This window comes from Bowmanella dokdonensis (genome assembly GCF_017254865.1).
GTDB lineage: Bacteria > Pseudomonadota > Gammaproteobacteria > Enterobacterales > Alteromonadaceae > Bowmanella > Bowmanella dokdonensis.
In genome coordinates this window covers 1-17,165 of record NZ_JAFKCV010000016.1, presented here as the reverse complement: position 1 = coordinate 17,165, position 17,165 = coordinate 1, and the positions used below count along the sequence as shown (strand labels likewise).

General features: G+C 53.3%; 10 protein-coding genes. 7 read left to right on the top strand and 3 right to left on the bottom strand.

Translation table 11 applies throughout. The annotated features are described in order from the left end of the window. Positions 1 to 74 precede the first annotated feature (74 nt). Both J0A66_RS18790 and J0A66_RS18785 read left to right on the top strand, forming a co-directional pair. A complete protein-coding gene (locus J0A66_RS18790) occupies positions 75 to 1,469 on the top strand; it encodes a Na+/H+ antiporter NhaC family protein (RefSeq protein WP_206575400.1) in 1,395 nt (464 codons plus the stop codon). Position 1,470: 1 nt separating this feature from the next. Then, entirely contained in the window at positions 1,471 to 2,151 is a 681-nt protein-coding gene (locus tag J0A66_RS18785; RefSeq protein WP_206575399.1) for a M15 family metallopeptidase, read from the top strand. A 64-nt stretch (positions 2,152 to 2,215) separates the two neighbouring features. On the opposite strand, the gene J0A66_RS18780 is transcribed toward J0A66_RS18785, so the two are convergent. Then, entirely contained in the window at positions 2,216 to 3,310 is a 1,095-nt protein-coding gene (locus J0A66_RS18780; protein ID WP_206575398.1) for a dipeptide epimerase, read from the bottom strand. 10 nt (positions 3,311 to 3,320) lie between these two features. Beyond that, positions 3,321 to 4,691 carry an NlpC/P60 family protein gene (locus J0A66_RS18775; protein ID WP_206575397.1) on the bottom strand — a complete coding sequence of 457 codons (1,371 nt, stop codon included), beginning with the start codon at positions 4,689 to 4,691 and terminating at the stop codon, positions 3,321 to 3,323. A gap of 338 nt (positions 4,692 to 5,029) precedes the next feature. Here J0A66_RS18775 and J0A66_RS18770 point away from each other — a divergent pair, with 338 nt between their 5' ends. The 4 genes from J0A66_RS18770 (at position 5,030) to J0A66_RS18755 (ending at position 14,936) form a co-directional block, all read left to right on the top strand. Continuing rightward, positions 5,030 to 8,032 carry a TonB-dependent receptor gene (locus J0A66_RS18770; protein WP_206575396.1) on the top strand — a complete coding sequence of 1,001 codons (3,003 nt, stop codon included), beginning with the start codon at positions 5,030 to 5,032 and terminating at the stop codon, positions 8,030 to 8,032. Between the two features lie 213 nt (positions 8,033 to 8,245). After that, on the top strand, positions 8,246 to 11,236 hold the full coding sequence (locus J0A66_RS18765) for a TonB-dependent receptor (RefSeq protein WP_206575395.1): 2,991 nt from the start codon (positions 8,246 to 8,248) through the stop codon (positions 11,234 to 11,236). A gap of 217 nt (positions 11,237 to 11,453) precedes the next feature. Then, positions 11,454 to 13,907 carry a penicillin binding protein PBP4B gene (gene pbp4b, locus J0A66_RS18760; RefSeq protein WP_206575394.1) on the top strand — a complete coding sequence of 818 codons (2,454 nt, stop codon included), beginning with the start codon at positions 11,454 to 11,456 and terminating at the stop codon, positions 13,905 to 13,907. Between the two features lie 225 nt (positions 13,908 to 14,132). After that, a complete protein-coding gene (locus tag J0A66_RS18755) occupies positions 14,133 to 14,936 on the top strand; it encodes a MurR/RpiR family transcriptional regulator (RefSeq protein WP_206575393.1) in 804 nt (267 codons plus the stop codon). 17 nt (positions 14,937 to 14,953) lie between these two features. Here the strand turns inward: J0A66_RS18755 and J0A66_RS18750 are convergent, their stop codons facing one another. Further along, positions 14,954 to 15,706, bottom strand: a complete 753-nt coding sequence (locus J0A66_RS18750; protein ID WP_206575392.1) for a L,D-transpeptidase family protein — start codon at positions 15,704 to 15,706, stop codon at positions 14,954 to 14,956. 146 nt (positions 15,707 to 15,852) lie between these two features. Here J0A66_RS18750 and alr point away from each other — a divergent pair, with 146 nt between their 5' ends. Next, positions 15,853 to 16,938 carry an alanine racemase gene (gene alr / locus J0A66_RS18745; RefSeq protein ID WP_206575391.1) on the top strand — a complete coding sequence of 362 codons (1,086 nt, stop codon included), beginning with the start codon at positions 15,853 to 15,855 and terminating at the stop codon, positions 16,936 to 16,938. The last annotated feature ends 227 nt before the right edge of the window (positions 16,939 to 17,165 follow it).

Sequence of the window (17,165 nt, the reverse complement as noted above, 5' to 3'; positions counted from 1 at the left end):
CCTTGTCCTCTATTGATAAAGTGTCTCTTGCGCCGACAGGCAGAAGGGATCGATAACAACATTAAAGGTGTCCCTTGTCTGACTGGTTAACCGTACTTCCCCCCTTGCTCGCCATAGTCGTGGTGTTCTGGCGCAAAGAAGTCATCCTCGCCCTGATTGTCGCCCTGTTCAGTTCCGAGTTACTGCTGATGCTACAGGCAGAGCAGGGCCTGATTGTCTCGACGCTTATGGGACCCTTCCAGACCCTGGAACGGGTGGTTTCGGTTTTCGAATCACCGGGTAACAGTCGGATTCTGATCTTTTCATTGATGGTCGGTGCGCTGCTGGCCTATATGCGTCAATCAGGCGGAGTCACGGCGCTGGTAGAAAAACTGATCAATAAAGGGGTGGCCAGATCGCAGCGGCAGGTGGGATTACTGTCCTTCTTTACCGGGGTGGTAGTCTTTATCGAGTCAAACCTGAGCGTGCTGACGGCGGGTATCCTGTCCCGCGGCCTGTTTGATCGATTCAAGATGAGCCGGGCCAGACTGGCCTATATTATCGACAGCACTAGTGCGCCCATCTGTATTCTGATCCTGCTGAACGGCTGGGGAGCCTATATCCTGGGCCTGCTTGGCAACTATCCCACCGACCAGACGGCAGCGGCGATACTGATCGGCACCATACCGCTTAACTTCTATGCCCTGATCACCCTGCTGGTGGTGTTATTCACTATCTTTACCGGCAAGATTTATGGGCCGATGCGCGAATCCGAGCGTAAGCTCAGTCATATAGAAGACCATACAGAGATCGACTACAAGCCAACCAAGGCGCGTTATATGCTAGTGCCGCTGCTGACCATGGTGGTGGGCATGCTGGGCTTTATGTACTGGACCGGTGATGGGCAAATCACCCAGGGAGACGGTTCAAAGTCGGTACTCTATTCCACTACTCTGGCCTGTATGGTGGCCTATTTCCTGATGCTCAGCTCAGGCAGGTTCAGTCATAAGCAACTGGTCAGTATTGGCTTCCATGGCATGGGTGAATTGCTGCCACTGGTGACCATAGTGCTGTTGTCACTGGCTCTGGGTGCGAGCCTCAAAACCGTGGGCACCGGTGACTTCATTGCCGGCATCGTTGCCGAATCCCTGCCGCTGTTCCTGATCCCGGCCCTGCTGTTTCTGGCCGGCGCCATGATTTCCTTCACTACCGGCACGTCCTGGGGCACCTTTGCTATTCTGATTCCCATTGGCATGCCTATGGTGCTGAACCTTGGCCTGCCACCGGAGCTGTTGCTGGCCGCAATACTGGGCGGGGGAGTCTTTGGCGATCATTGCTCGCCGATTTCCGATACCACCGCGGTCAGTAGTATTGCCTCGGGTTGTGACCTGCTTGAACATGTTCGTACGCAAATTCCCTATGCACTGTTCAGCGGAGCCCTGACCCTGGTTGCCTATCTGGTAGCCGGGATGATATGGATAGGTGTTTAATATGAAAGATAAACGCGCCCTGGTCAGCCTGTTTGGCCTGCTGGCCAGCGCTGCTGTCGCCCAACCCGTGCCGGACGACTTTACCGATATGACCCAGGCCTTACCGCACGCGATCTATGAGATTCGTTACTTTGGCAGCAATAACTTTGTCGGCGAAGCGGTGGATGGGTATCTGGCCCCTAAGTGTATCTTACAGGACAAGGCAGCCGGGGCGCTTATCCGGGTGGCGGAACAGGCCCAGACACAAGGGCTGAAACTGAAGATCTTCGACTGCTACCGGCCGCAGCGGGCGGTGGCGCATTTTATGCGCTGGGCTGAGGATCTGGCCGATATCCGCACCAAGGCCGATTACTATCCCAATCTGGGCAAGGATAAGCTGGTGGGGGAATATATTGCCGAGCGCTCAGGTCACAGTCGCGGCGCTACTGTGGATTTGACCCTGAGCGAAAAAAACCAGCAGGGGCAGTGGCAGGAGCTGGATATGGGGTCGGCCTTCGATATGTTCGATCCCCTGTCCAATACTGACAACCCGGCTGTTAGCGACGAACAGAAGCACAATCGCCTGTTATTGAAGTCACTGATGGAAGCACAGGGTTTTAAGAATTATCCCATGGAGTGGTGGCACTATTCCCTGTCGCCGCAGCCTTATCCTGATACTTACTTCGATTTCCCAGTGAAATAGTGAGGTTGGCAGAAAATCTTTACCAATCAATTGGTTAAGTCAGGTTTTTCTGCCTCACGCCTCTCTATTTCAACATCTCCAGGCCCTTGATCTCTTCGATACCCAGGCCAGGGGTGTTTTCAATGGTGATTTCCGAACCCTTAAATTTAACGTTACCAATCACCGGATCGAAGGCGCACAGGGAGGGACCGTCAAGATCTATCTTGGTAATGACGTGAGACTTGGCCACCGCAAGGTGGGCCGCTGCAGCTACGCTGATGCTGGTTTCCAGCATGCAGCCAATCATGCATTGTACATCGAAAGTCTCTGCAATATCGGCGATGCGGATGGCATTTGAAATCCCGCCGGTCTTCATCAGCTTGATATTGATGATATCGGCGGCGCGCATCTTGATAAGTTCAATAACCTCTTTGGGGCCAAAGGTGCTCTCATCCGCCATCACGGGTGTGTGCACCCGCTCGGTGATGTATTTCATGCCTTCCAGATCATGACCTTTGACAGGTTGTTCCACCAGCTCCAGCCTGACGCCGGCATCTTCCAGTTTGGTCAGGGCGTAGACGGCTTCCTTGGCAGTCCAGCCCTGGTTGGCATCCAGGCGCAGCAGGGCCTTACCTTCCACGGCTGCGTAGATGGCCTTGACCCGTTCGATGTCCACTCCGATATCCTTGCCCACCTTGATTTTGAGAGTCTCGAAGCCGCTGTCCACCGCCTTGATACTGTCCTGCACCATCTTGTCGATATAATCCACGCTGATGGTGATATCGGTACTCAGGGTGGGTTCGCCACCGCCGAGAATCTTGTACAAGGGCGCCTTGTAGCGCTGGGCAAACAGGTCGTAGATCGCGATCTCAACCGCCGCCTTGGCGCTGTAGTTCTTCACTATGCTGCCCTGGATAAGATGGGTAATGCGATTCAGATCTTCGATTTCCTCGCCTACCAACTTGGGTTTGATCATGGTCTTAATGGCTTCGATGATGGAGCCATGGGTATCGCCGGTGATCACAGCGGTGGCGGGTGCTTCTCCATAACCCACATGGCCCGTATCTGTTTCAACAATGACGATCACGTCCTCGATTTTTTCTACCGTTCTGAGTGCAGTCTTAAAGGGCGTTCTGAGCGGCACCCGGAGCATGGCAAATTTGATATCAGTGATTTTCATCGTGGATCCCTTATCGAATAGATTTGATCGTGTAGATTCTGTCCAGATAGCTGATGCTGCTGGATAATCTCATGGGCAGAAGTGGTGTCACCGATACCCCATTCAGCCCTCCCTGGTAATAATTGCCTTGTGCGTCCTGATAGGCCATGCCGTGAACATCATGGATAACGTAGGGCTCTCCCTGTTCGTCACCCAGATACATCACCACATGGCCGGGAAAATAGATAAGATCGCCCACGTCCAATTGGCGCAGGGCGCTGAGTTTGTCTTCTTCGCTGCTGTTGGCATCGAAGCGACGGTTCTGCCCATAGCTGCCTTTGCCTTGCTGACCGGAGTTACGGGGCATCAGGATGCCGAAAGTGCGGTAGATTTCCGAAACAAAGCCGGTACAGTCCCGGGCGTTATAGTCATGGCCCCAGCCATAGCGTTCCCCGAGGAATTTGAAGCCCTGTTTTATAATATTGGCGCGGGTATAAGGCAGGTAGCCTAGATGAACGTCCTGGTTTTTACTGATCAGGGCAGGCTTAAACGACAGGCTGCCGTCCTCTTCCCGATAGGGCAGTTCCACCACATGGCTGGCATAGGGATTTTGCCCGTAGAGATCATGCTTCACCGCCGCATTGCTCCACAGCGGCAATCTGACACCCATATCCAGTTGCTTTTCGGACAGTTGCGCGACTTCGGGATTAAAGTTGGTAAACACCTTGGCGCCTGTTACAACGGCAAAGGGGGCTTTCTTGCCATAGTGCAATACAGCTTCCCGGTCTCCAATGGCGATATCGGCCTTGGGCAGCCAAGCCAGATAATGATAGGCCCGGGCCAGTACCCACTGCCCATCGAGGCTTTCGTGATACACCGCTAACGCATCGCCGGGAAACAGACCTGTCTCGATAAAACGATCGATATCCAGATCCATCGCTTCATTATAGGTTTTATCGGCAGAGGGAAATCGGCGCATATTAGTGCGCTGGGTCACCAGGGCAAACCTGACCGGGTTTAGTTTTTTCACGCCGTCCAGATTCATGTTCTGAACGTACTTCTGGTAGTCCGCCTTGGTCAGCTTGCGTCCATCGGCATAGAACCTGTCACCGCTTGGAATGCTGCTGACCTGCTCAATCCGCTCTCTGAGCTGTGTACTGGTCAATTGGCCTGGAATATCCACCAGCCGGATCAACTCAGGCTGCTGTTCAAAAGTTTTTTCGTTCAGGGTCTGGATTTGACTTCTATCCAATAGAATCTGGTGCGCGTCACTGGTGCGCGATATCCAGTAGTCGGCACTCAGTTGCTGTTCCTGGACACCAATCACATCGCTGGGATAAGGCCCGGTCGCATGCACCTGACCCATAACCAGCCCGAAAATCAGGCAAAAAACGGATTTCAAATTTCTCATTATCTTTGGTACTTCAAGGTCTCTCAGTCTGGGCACAGCATACCCCCAGGTAGGCTACAAAAGCGAATACAGGACTGAATCATCACCACCTGGGCAATTCCTTATATTGCCTGCCCGGCTTACTTCAGGCTCTCATTCTCAGGATCATCTTACCGCTGCAGATTTTTACTCAAAAGCGTCAAATTCTCCAGGAATATTATTACAAAATTGATTAATGATAATAATAAATTATTTACAAGCTGTTTATTGGTGATATTTTATCCATGTGGCATCAATAGAACCACAACCTGTTGCAGTCAAATTCATTCTAACAACATAAGGGAACGCACATGGTTAACAAACAACTCAAACGCTCTGTGCTAAGCATTGCGATAAGTGGCTTACTGGGTTTCGGCAGTATGGCTTACGCCGCTAATAATGATGGTGCGATTCGGGGGGCGGTGACCACCGAAAATGCACAACATCTGGCTGGCGCTGAAGTCACCATTACCAATAAAGCAACGGGGATTACCCGATCCGTTACCGCCAACAGCGACGGTCGTTTTCGTTTTGCCAGACTGCCCATTGGCGATTATGCCGTTACCGTGAAGAAAGAGGGCTATCAGACGTTGCAGTTGCCTGATGTTTCGGTCGTGATAGGCGAGGCGACGACCCTGGATCTGGCGATGACGTCCGGCGACATTGAAGTGATATCTGTGTCAGGGGCCAGAATATCGATGATCGATACCACCTCAACAGAGTCTGCGTTGAATATAGGCGCAGTAGAGCTGGAGCGGCTGCCCGTGTCCCGGGATCTCAACTCGGTGGCCTTGCTGGCCCCCGGTACAACGGGAGGGGGGCGTCATGGCGGCGTGTCCTTTGGAGGTTCATCCGCTGCTGAAAATGCCGTCTTTATCAACGGATTGAATGTCACGGATCCTGAAGTGCCCACCAGCTATTCCAGCGTACCTTTCTCCTTCTACAAGGATTTTCAGATTAAGACCGGCGGGTATTCCGCAGAATTCGGACGCACCACAGGTGGCGTTGTCAATGCAGTAGTGAAGTCGGGTTCCAATGAATTTGAATTTGGCGCAGATCTTTATTACTCACCCGATTCGTTGCGTGGCGACGGTAAAAATACCTATGACAGATTAGGTCGTAAGGTGGTTAATCGTGAGAACGATACCCGTGACAGCTATACAGCGTCCGTTTATGCCTCGGGCCCCATCATCAAAGACAAGCTGTTTTTCTTCGCCTTGTACGAACCCAGGCTGGTAGAGACGGATACCTGGGACAGCTCGGATACCCGGCTGAGTAAATACGAAGATGACTCCGCCTTCTGGGGGGGCAAACTGGATTGGTATATTACCGATGATCATCTGCTGGAGCTGATTGCCTTCTCGGACGAATCAGATGCGACCACCGATATCATTACTGACGGAACGGTCGACTCAGTGATCCACAGTACAGATGGTGGTAAGAATTATATCGGTACCTACACGGGTCACTTCGGCGATGATTTTGTCATGAAAGTGATGTACGGAGAGCTTGAGCGGCAGCTAAGGAGCAATGCCAGTACTGCCCTGGAATGCAACAGGGTGATGGACTATACCGCCCTTGGGCCAATCTTCGATATAGGTTGTACCTCCCTGGGTATGACTGACGACCGGGTTAACAAGCGGGAATCGCTGCGGCTGGATTTCGAATGGAACCTGACGGATGACCATTTAATACGCTTTGGCATGGACCAGGAGTCGCGCATTACGCAGATGGACCGTGCCTATCCCGGCCCGGATGCGACCCGTTACCAGATCTATGATGTGACCCCAGGCGGCTCTCTGAATGGAGAAACGCTGACCGACGAATACGATTACTATGTCAGGGCAAGAACCCGCAAGACCCTGGGTAACTTCGAGACTGAGACCTCGGCATACTATGTAGAAGATGTCTGGTCGGTTACGGACAGGGTGACCCTGACCATGGGCTTGCGCTACGACGAGTTTGACACCGCAGGAGCCGGTGGCACCGGCTTTATGAAAATCGATGACATGATCTCGCCAAGACTTGGTGTAGCCTGGGATGTGAATGGAAATGGCGAAACCAAGGTGTACGCCAATGCCGGTCGTTACTACTACCCTTTGCCCAACTCTCTGGTTGCCCGTGAAGGGGGCGGCACTGTCGATGTATCCAATTATTACTACCTTGATGGCGGGGAGCTGACCGATGGTGTCTGGACAGGCGGATTTACCGAGAACCCGATATCCACGGGGCAGCTTAATCTGACGCCTAATCTTGGACCCATTATCGGCGAGGAGATCCAATTTGGTGCCGTGGAAGCAGCCGAAGACCAGAGTTATCGAATAGACAATGACATAGAAGCCAGTTATCAGGATGAATTTATCCTGGGTATGGAGACCATGCTCAACGATGACTGGATGCTGGGCAGTCGTGTTATCTACCGCAAGTTTGAGAATGCCGTGGAGGATATGAAGGTTTACCGGGACTGGGGGGAATGTGATTCACCCGGTACCTGGCTGATCGGAAACCCGGGTCAGGTCATCAGTCTGCAACTTGAATGCAACGGCCAGACGCAGCTTGTCGAGGTGGATTTGGGTAAGGAACAAATCCAGGCCGGCCATCCGATGAACAAGACCGACGAGGGCATTGGCAGTCCCATTCCTTTCAGAAAGTACGGCGCTCTGGAACTTGTCCTGCAACGGGCCTGGGATGATGACTGGTCCTTCTATGGTTCGTATACCTGGTCACATAGCTGGGGTAACTACGAGGGCGGGGTGAACAGTGATACGACAAACAACATTGCCGGTTGGTTGGAGTATGGTGATGATCCCATGTATCTGGTCGGAGGGTACGGTAATCTTCCCAATGATACCCGTCATCAGTTCAAACTACGCGGCGCTTATGCGCTGACAGAAGCATGGACGTTGTCATCGACGATGAGCATCTCTTCCGGCCGACCTATCAATGTGCGTGGTGTAGGCAACCCCTATACCAACGATGAGCACTATTACATGAACTGGATCTGTGTGGAAAACTGCGAAGGGGATGACGACTCCGCTTCAAGGCAGTACAACTATATTCCAAGAGATTCCTACGGACGCACCGATTGGCTGGTCTCAATGGATGCCCGGGTGTCTTACGACACCACTATTGCCGGTCTGGATACACGTTTTGCATTGGATATATTCAATGTATTCAATACTCAGACGGTCACACGCATCGATCATTTCCTGACTCAAGCCGACAGTGTGGGCATTCCTAATGAGGACTTTGGCGTCGCCACCTCGTTGCAGGGACAACGATCTATGCGCCTGAGTGCCTCGGTTCGTTTTTAACCCGGCTACCTCCCGAATATAAGGCCCGCCCCGTGCGGGCCTTTTTGGTTTCAATGACACATTTTGTAATGAAGAAGTTATTCCTTTGTTTAAATTTGACGGGAATATTTTATTTTAAATATCAGAAAAGAATGCTAGATTTACGTAAGGCTTGACTAAAAAGCCAGCAACAAGCACAAGCATCAAAAACAAGTAGAACCCAGGGATAACAAGATGAAATCACACAACACAACGTTTAAGAAAAAGCGTCTGGCCTTGGCAACATGGGGAGCATTGAATGCCCCCTTAACAGGTATGACGGCCGTTATGATGGCCGCTGCCATGGTCAGTGCGCCCGTGGTCGCCCAACAGGCGGGTGGCATTAAGGGTAAGGTCCTTACTGAGGCCGGCGGCACAGGCGCTGCCGGTGTTACGGTAACCGCTTCCAGTAATGTTATGCCTAAGCCCCGAACCACTACTACCAATGCAGATGGTAATTTTAATTTACCGCTGTTGATTCCCGGTCGCTATGAGCTGACCTTTACTGCCGCAGACGGCACAGTACGCAAGGCCACCGCCAATGTCTTGCTGGATCAGACTTCCACTGTGGACCTGGTCATGTCGGCGCCCGGCAGTGACACCGAGGTGATTGAAATCGTCGGCAGTGCAATAGTGCGTTCAGGCAACTCCTCCCTGACTAATTCCATTGGTGATGATGTAGTTGAAGGGGTGCCAGTGGGTCAGAACTATCGGGATCTGTTTAAGCTGGTGCCTGGTATTCAATATTCAGAAAATGAAACCCTGGGCCCTTCTGCCGGTGGTTCAGGTGTGGACAACAAGTACGGCTTCGATGGCGTTGATGTGTCACTGCCGCTGTTTGGTAACCTGGCCTCAGAGCCTTCCACCCACGATATCGAAATGGTTTCCATGGAGCGTGGCGGTGCCAAGGCAGTGGGCTTTAACCGTTCAGGTGGTTTTGCCATAGATACCAAGTCCAAGTCCGGTACTAATGAATTCCATGGCAGCCTGGAATATAAACTGGAGGATGCCAATTTCTCAGCCAGTCCTGACGCTGGCATCGATGAAGAAAAAGATAAAAGTTGGATTACCGGTAGTCTCAGCGGTCCACTGATCGAAGATGAACTGTTTTTCTATGCGTCTTACTACCGTCCGGAAGAAGATGGTCAAAGCAAGACTACTGCATATGGAGAGGTTAAACCCTTTAAGAGTGTAAGGGATGAGTACTTCGGTAAGCTGACCTGGGCACCAACCTATGAGTTACTGCTTAATCTGAGTTACAGAACTTCAGAGAAAGAGCTGACATCCAACAATATAGGTGAATTTGAGGCAGACAGCGTTTCTGAAGGCGGAACGACAGATCAGGATATCCTGATTTTCGACGGCTCATGGATTATCGACGACTACACCACCTTAAGCTTCCAGTACAGTGAATTTGCCCAGGAAGGTGCGACCATTCCCGACAATATTCTCAGTGTCGTGCCTTCTATTGGCGGCTCACTGGATTTGGCCAATCTGGATCAGATGGGTTACTTCAACGTTCCCGAACTAAGTGACGACGCGGATTTTGATAATGCCGGCGCTCAGGCTCTGATCGATCAGTACGGCTATGTAGAAAACGGCGTACGCATGGGTGGAGGCGGTGTCGGTGCCTACTCCCAGTTCGACAATATTAACTTCTACCGTGACAGCTTCGAGCTTGCCCTGGATCATGAAATGTATATGGGGGATACAACCCATAATCTGCATTTCGGCTTCAAATGGTCTGAGGGAGAGGAAGAGCTGATTCGTAGCTCCAACGGTTGGGGCTCCATCTCCTATATCGGTGGGCTGGAAGCTGCAAGCGACGACACGCCTATCTATTATCGTGCCTACACCTACCAGGTTGGCTTCGAAGGGGTAGAGACTTCAGTGCCGGCGATTGTTTCGTCGTCCGAGTCCTACAACATAGAAATCAACGACAGCATCGAGCATGGTGACTTTACCTACAATATCGGTGTGCTGATCAGTGAAGATATCTACTACGGCCAAGGCCTGCGTGAAAAAGCCGGCACCGTATCCGGGTACGAAGTGGCACCGGGTCATAAATACAAGATGTACACGGTCGACTGGCAGGACATGATCCAGCCGCGTTTGGGTGTGGAGTGGCGTTACAACGGCGAAGACACAGTGTTTGCCAATTATGCCGCTTATAATCCAGAGGCCAGCTCAATTCCCCGGGCAGCGTCCTGGGACCGTAACGCCCGTCCGCAGATGGAAGTCTGGTTTAATGAAGCTGGTGAATACATTGAAGCCACGCCACGTGAGGGCTCATCCGGTAAGGCGTTTCAGGAAGATATGAAGCCCCGCCAGGTTGAGGAATTTACCATAGGTACCACCAAGCAGTTGACCAACGAATGGTTCCTGCGTGCCCATGCCAGATATCGTGAAGGCTCACATTTCTGGGAGGACGTTCCCAATACGGCCCGCCTGTCCGGCACCTATGGCAATGGCTCAGTACCGGCACATATTGCCGAAAAAGGTCTCTATGTTGAGAATCTTGCTGACATCCGTGCTGAAATAGGCGGTTCAAGCTACGTTATCGCCGAGGTGGATGATGGCCAGACCAAGTACTATGAGCTGAGCCTGGAAGCCGAATGGAATGGTGACCGTACCTACCTGAATGCGTCTTATGTGTGGAGCCATTACTACGGTAACTTCGACCAGGACAACACCACCGCTACCAACGATGCCAACACCTTTATCGGTTCAAGCTGGTATAACGATGGCAATGGGCGTTATTCCTGGGATAACAAATACGGCACACTCAGCGGTGACAAGCCCCATATTCTTAAGGTTTATGGCTATTACACCACTGACTGGAATGCCAATATCGGCGCGTACCTGCTGTATCAATCAGGTCAACCATGGGAGAAGTGGGATCCGACCTATTATGGTTACGCTGAGACCGTCTCTGCCACCAGCCGATTCGGTGAACCGGCCGGTAGCCGTCGTAGCGCCAGCCACTGGCAGTTGGATCTGAACTATACCCAGGATTGGGTGCTGAACGATACTTTCACAATGAAGTTTCGTGCAGACCTGTTCAATGTGTTTGATCGCCAGACCGGCTACAACATCGATCCTTATTTCTTCGATGACACTTTCGGTACGCCGCGCAGCTACTACAACCCACGCAGACTGCAATTGTCAGTCGGTGTGGAGTTCTAACCGGGTGTCCTGAGGCAGAACAGGGAGGTTTTGCCAACCCTTTAATCTGAATCCTCGCCCCGGCGGGGATTTTTGTATCCAGGGAGGGATGGTATGCCGGTGTTGCAGGGAGCATTCACCGGCGACTCTGCACCGCAGTGAGGCTGCTGAGCCCTGCTGCAAGAGTTTGTTATAGACTGACCCTTGCCAGCGTCAGTCAAAGGTATGAGAGAGGCAAATGCGAGTGGTTCGGATCAGAAGTGTAGTGGTGGGGTTCCTTGTGCTGCTGGGAGGTTGTGCCAGTTTCGATGTCACCCAGTTGCCCTCGCAGAGTTACAACCACAGGGTGCAATTTCTGGTCATGCACTTCACCGCTATTGATTATCAAGCGTCAGTAGGGGCGCTGGTGGAGGGCCGGCATGTGAGCTCCCACTACCTGATTCCAGAGCGCTTCGATGCCAGCTATCCCCACGATGAACTTAAAGTGTTTCAACTGGTGGATGAACAGGACCGGGCCTGGCACGCCGGCAGCAGTTACTGGCAGGGCCGTCAGGATCTGAACGACCAGTCCATCGGCATCGAAATCGTCAATGTGCCCCGTTGTGAGCGGCCCATGGGCCATCATTTTATGGATCCGGCAGCCAGCGCCGAGCACGGCGATGGGCGCCTGTGTCTCTTCCCCGATTACGATCCGGAACAAATCAAGCTTTTGGTCAAACTGTCCAAAGAGATCCTGGCCAGGCATCCGGACATCGGCCCCACCCAGGTCATAGGCCATTCGGATATCACCCCCAGCCGCAAAAACGACCCGGGTCCACGCTTTCCCTGGTACCAGCTCTACAAAGAAGGCATCGGCGCCTGGTATGACAACGACACCGTTAACCATTACTGGCAGATATTCAGCCTGGCGCCGCCCTCCCTGGGCCTGATGCAACGGGCCCTGCGCAGCTATGGCTACGGCATCAGCGAAACCGGCCGCATCGACAGGCAGACTATCGATACCCTGTCCGCCTTCCAGATGCATTTTCTGCCCTGGCATGTGACAGGGGAGGCCACAGATAAAACCGCCGCCACTTTGTTTGCCCTGTTGGACAAGTATTTCCCGGATAAACTGGCAGCCCTGATGGCCCGCTATGAGCTTGAGCTGGTGCCCGCAGACGAGAAAGTCCCTCAGGTCATGCTCGGCCAGGTGGATGAGATTTTCCCTGAGCCGCAGCCAAGTGAGCGAAAGTGGGTTAATGACAGACGCCTTTTTAAGGCCTATGCCGGCCGGGGGGAGATAATTATCGACAGCCTGGAGGCCACCCAGGCGGACATTTATATCAACGGCGAAAAGCTGAATATCACCCAGCCCTTTGACCTCAACCAACAATACCAGTATTCCCTGGCCAGGCGGACCCGCGAAGGTTTTAATACCCTCAGGGTGGAGAATGTCCAGCCTGAGGGCGCCAGTTTGCGTATCCGTATTCCCTATCCCCGACTCGAGCCCCTATCCGGCAAACCCTACGACTTTTCCGCCGTGGATGACCTGATCCGGGATGAGATTGCCCAGGGGTTCCCAGGCGCCGTGTTGCTGGTGGTCAAAGACGGCAAGATAGTTAAGGAGTCGGCCTACGGCTATCAGCAACTTTTTGACCAAAGCGGAGTGCGCCTTGCCAACCCGCTGCCCATGCGTGTCGATACCCTGTTCGACATGGCCTCCAATACCAAGATGTATGCCACCAACTTCGCCCTGATGAAACTGGTCACCGAAGGTAAGCTGGATCTTAACCAGCCCATTTCCACCTATATCGGCGAGTATACCGGCGGCGGCCGGGGCGCCAGGCAGGTCAAAGACCTGCTGACCCATACGGCCGGCTACGGCCCGGAGGTCAGATTCTTTACCCGCGACAATGAACTGGGAGAAACGTTTTTCTCCCAGGCCAAGAGCCACACCGAAAAGCTGTTACTGACCCGGGTACCGTTCGAGACGGGCAGGGACATCCGACCCGTCTACAGCGATACGGATTACATGATTCTGGGCATACTGATTGAACGCATTACCGGCATGGCACTGGATAAATATGTGGAAACCCAGCTCTATCAGCCGTTGGGGCTCAGTCATACCCTGTTCAATCCCCTCAAAAAGGGCTTTGTGAAAGGCCAGTTTGCCGCCACTGAGATTCAGGGCAATACCCGCGGCGGCCGGTTGCAGTTCGACAATGTGCGCAACTATGTACTGCAGGGCGAGGTCCACGACGAAAAAGCCTATTACTCAATGGGTGGCGTATCGGGGCATGCGGGTTTGTTTTCCCGAGCCGGCGATATGGGCGTGCTGATGCAGGTGCTGCTCAATCGCGGCGGCTATGGTGACACGCAACTGTTCTCCCCTTCTGTGCTTGACCAGTTCAGCAAGGCCTCCGATGCCGATATCACTCTGGGACTCGGCTGGCGCCGGGCCGGCAATGGTGAACGGCGCTGGCATTTCGGCCCCTATGCCAGCCCCCAGGCCATCGGCCACACAGGCTGGACCGGCACGGTGACGGTAGTCGATCCGGCTTATGACCTGGCCATTGTGTTGCTGACCAACCGCAAGCACAGCCACATTACAGAGAAAGAAGACAAAAACCTGGTTTTTGCCGGTGATGAGTACGAATTGGGTCGATACGGCAGTATTGTCAGCCTGGTCTACGAGGCAGTACTGCATGAATAAGTCAGACAGCCCGCAGTTTGTGCGCGATTGCGTCTGTCAGGCAAAAGGCGACACTGGATATTTTTTCTTCCACTTTTGTCAAAGGAAAATCGCCGGAGAGTGCAATTTGTGGGGTGACCAGAATTGAAAAAGCGTTATGCTAGGCAGTTACCCCCTTTTGAACGTCAAAAAGGGGCATAACAATAACAATGGCAGAAGCGAGAACAGCGCTAGTAGGGAGTCACTTTGACCTGTTTATTGAAGATGCAAGCCATGCGCGACAATATGTCCTCCAGCGAAAAGAAGCTGGCAGACTTTATTCTGGATAACACCCACCTGCTGCGGGATTACTCTTCGCAGCAGTTGGCCAACGCCGTGGGCGTCAGTCAGTCCAGTGTGGTTAAATTCAGCCAGAAAATGGGCTACCGGGGTTACCCGGACCTGAAACTGGCGGTCAATGAGAGCCTGGCCCGCGGCATCGGCCTGCAGAATCACACCAGTCTGTTCGACAATTCACAGCAGCAGGAATCCATTACCGACTTTATTCGCCAGGAATCCCTTAAGACCATCGATTATCTGGCCGAGGTGGAAGCCTCTGACACCTTTGTACATGCGGTCAGCGTACTGAATGAAGCAAGGTGGATACAGGTACAGGGGCGGGGCGAGGGACGTTATCCGGCCACCCGGCTGGCGCAGGGGCTGTGCCAGATGAAAAAACAGGTCCAGCACGTGACAGACTCGCGCCTGGACTTATTGCTGGCGGATCAGGTCCAGCCAGGCAAAGTGCTGGTCATTATCAGTCTGGAGGAATGCGACGAACATCTGCAGGAGCTGGTTCGGCTGAACCGCAGCCATCGCAATAAGGTGATCGGCATCTGCAAGTACGGCGATACTAAACTGCCCAGCCTGTGCGATATCACCCTGCAGATGCTGGTGGACAACCACGTACCGCAACTGTTGCTGCCCCCCCAGGCCATCAACCTGTCTTATCTGGTGGACCTGCTGATCCTGGCGCTGCAACGAAGCCGCCAGATCAGTTCTGAGAAGTAACAATATTGCCGGCGCTCTTACAGCGCCGGTAACCGCCAGTGGTCCTGCAATCTTTTATATTCATCCTGTGGAAGAATGACCATGGCGGGTGCTTCTTCGCTGACCAGCCAGTTCAGCAGTTGGGTCATAATGTCTTCAGGCATGGCGGTACAGCCGGCAGTGGGTTTATCCGGCCCGCGCCAGTGGTGCAAGAAAATGCAACTGCCGGCGCCGGATACATTGGCTGGGTTGTGGGCCACCACCACCCCCTGCTTGTACAGGCTGTCACCGTAGTGGATATCCCGGCGCATGCCTTCTGATGAACCTTCTACCGCCTCTTTGCCGACTTTGTCGGCATCCACTATCTGGTTGTAATAGGGTGAGCCTTTGACGTCCATGCAATAATGACTGGCCTGCATCTGTTGATAGGGCATATCCAGGCCCTTCAGCGCCTCATAGCCGAAGGCCTGGGTCAGTGCAAAGACGCCCGCTGGCGCCTTACCGTCACCTTCCTGCTTCTGCCTGCCTTCCTGGATGGGGTGCAGACCTAATCCCCAGGCCAGGCCGGTACGGCCTATGGTCACCGGAGACTGAATGCCGGCCTGCTGCCAGCCGGCTTCCGTGCGTTCAAAGGTACGTAACTGTCCCTGGATGGCCTGCCAGTCAGGCGTGGTCACCACTACCAGTTGTTCGACATCCCCAGGCAATTGCCAGTCCTCAGACTGGGCAAAAAGCGACTGGCTGCCCGTCAGTAGCAGAGCGGCCAGAAAACGGCATTTCCAGCGATTCATCAGTATTACCTCTTTAACCCAAAGCTCGATTAGCCTGATAATAGAACATTCCCGCATAGGAATAAAATATTGCTTAATTTGTTTTTGTTAGTAAATTAATATTCCTTTGATGTCAGGTTAAGAAATTCCTCTAAGGTTTGCGCAACATGCATTATCGTCCCACGTCCGCCCGAATCGATTTGCCGGCTATCCTGCATAATTATCAACGGGTTATGCAACTTGCGCCCAACGGGCAGGCCATGGCGGTGCTCAAGGCGAATGCCTATGGCCATGGCGCAGTGGACGTGGCGCGCTATCTCGAGCCCCACGTGCCTGCCTTTGCGGTGGCCTTTATGGATGAGGCCCTTGCCCTGCGGGAGCAGGGCATAAGCAAGCCCATTTTGTTGCTGGAAGGGATTTTTCAGCCCGGGGAGTTGGCCTTGGCGGCAGAGCATAATTTCTGGCTGATGTTTCACTCTGAGCATCAATTACGCATGCTGGAAAAGGTCAGCCTGAACAAGCCGGTAAACTGCTGGCTGAAACTGGACACCGGCATGCACAGGCTGGGACTCGATCAGCAGCAGTTGCAGTCCTGGTTGCCCAGGCTGAGCGCCATGTCCCAGGTGCGGGGAAAGCCCGTTGTCTGCAGCCATTTCGCCTGCGCCGAGCAGGAGCAGTCACAGATGAACCTCCTGCAACAACAACAACTGCTGGATTTGGTCGCCGGGACCGGGTGTGAGTTCAGCCTGGCCAACAGCGCCGCCCTCCTTGGCCTGCCTGATGCCGTCAATGGTTGGAACCGGCCCGGTATCATGCTGTACGGCTGCTCATCCGTGCCCGGCAAATCCCCCTCTGAACTGGGTCTTAAACCGGCCATGACAGTAACCAGTCAGGTGATGGCTCTGCATACCCTGCAAAAAGGGGAAACAGTAGGTTATGGGGCGTACTGGCAGGCGGAAGGCCAGAGCCTGATCGCCACCCTGGCCATCGGCTATGCGGACGGGTACCCCAGGCTGATCAACAGCAGCACCGAGGTGTTTCTGCATGGCCAACGGGCAAGAGTGGTCGGCGCAGTGTCAATGGATATGCTGGCCGTGGAGGTAACGCACCTGCCACAGGTGCGCATTGGCGATACAGTGGAAATCTGGGGCGAAAATATTCTGGTCTCAGAGGTAGCTGCGTCGGCCAATACCATAGGCTACGAACTGCTGACCCGCATCAATCAGCGCATGCCGCGGACGTATGTCCGGTGAGGAGTGAGCAGTGGCAGGTAGCAAGGGACAGGTGACAAGTAACAAGTAACGAGTAACAAGGGACGATAACAAGCTAATCCGTTGACAACTGGCAGATAATCTGATCTGCCCCCAATAAAGTAGACACGGGTTGCAAACTATTGTTTTTCAAATGCCATGGGGCTGACTCCACCGAGTGTCCCATGACGTCTTACTGTATTGTAATACTCTTCGATATACCACTTGGC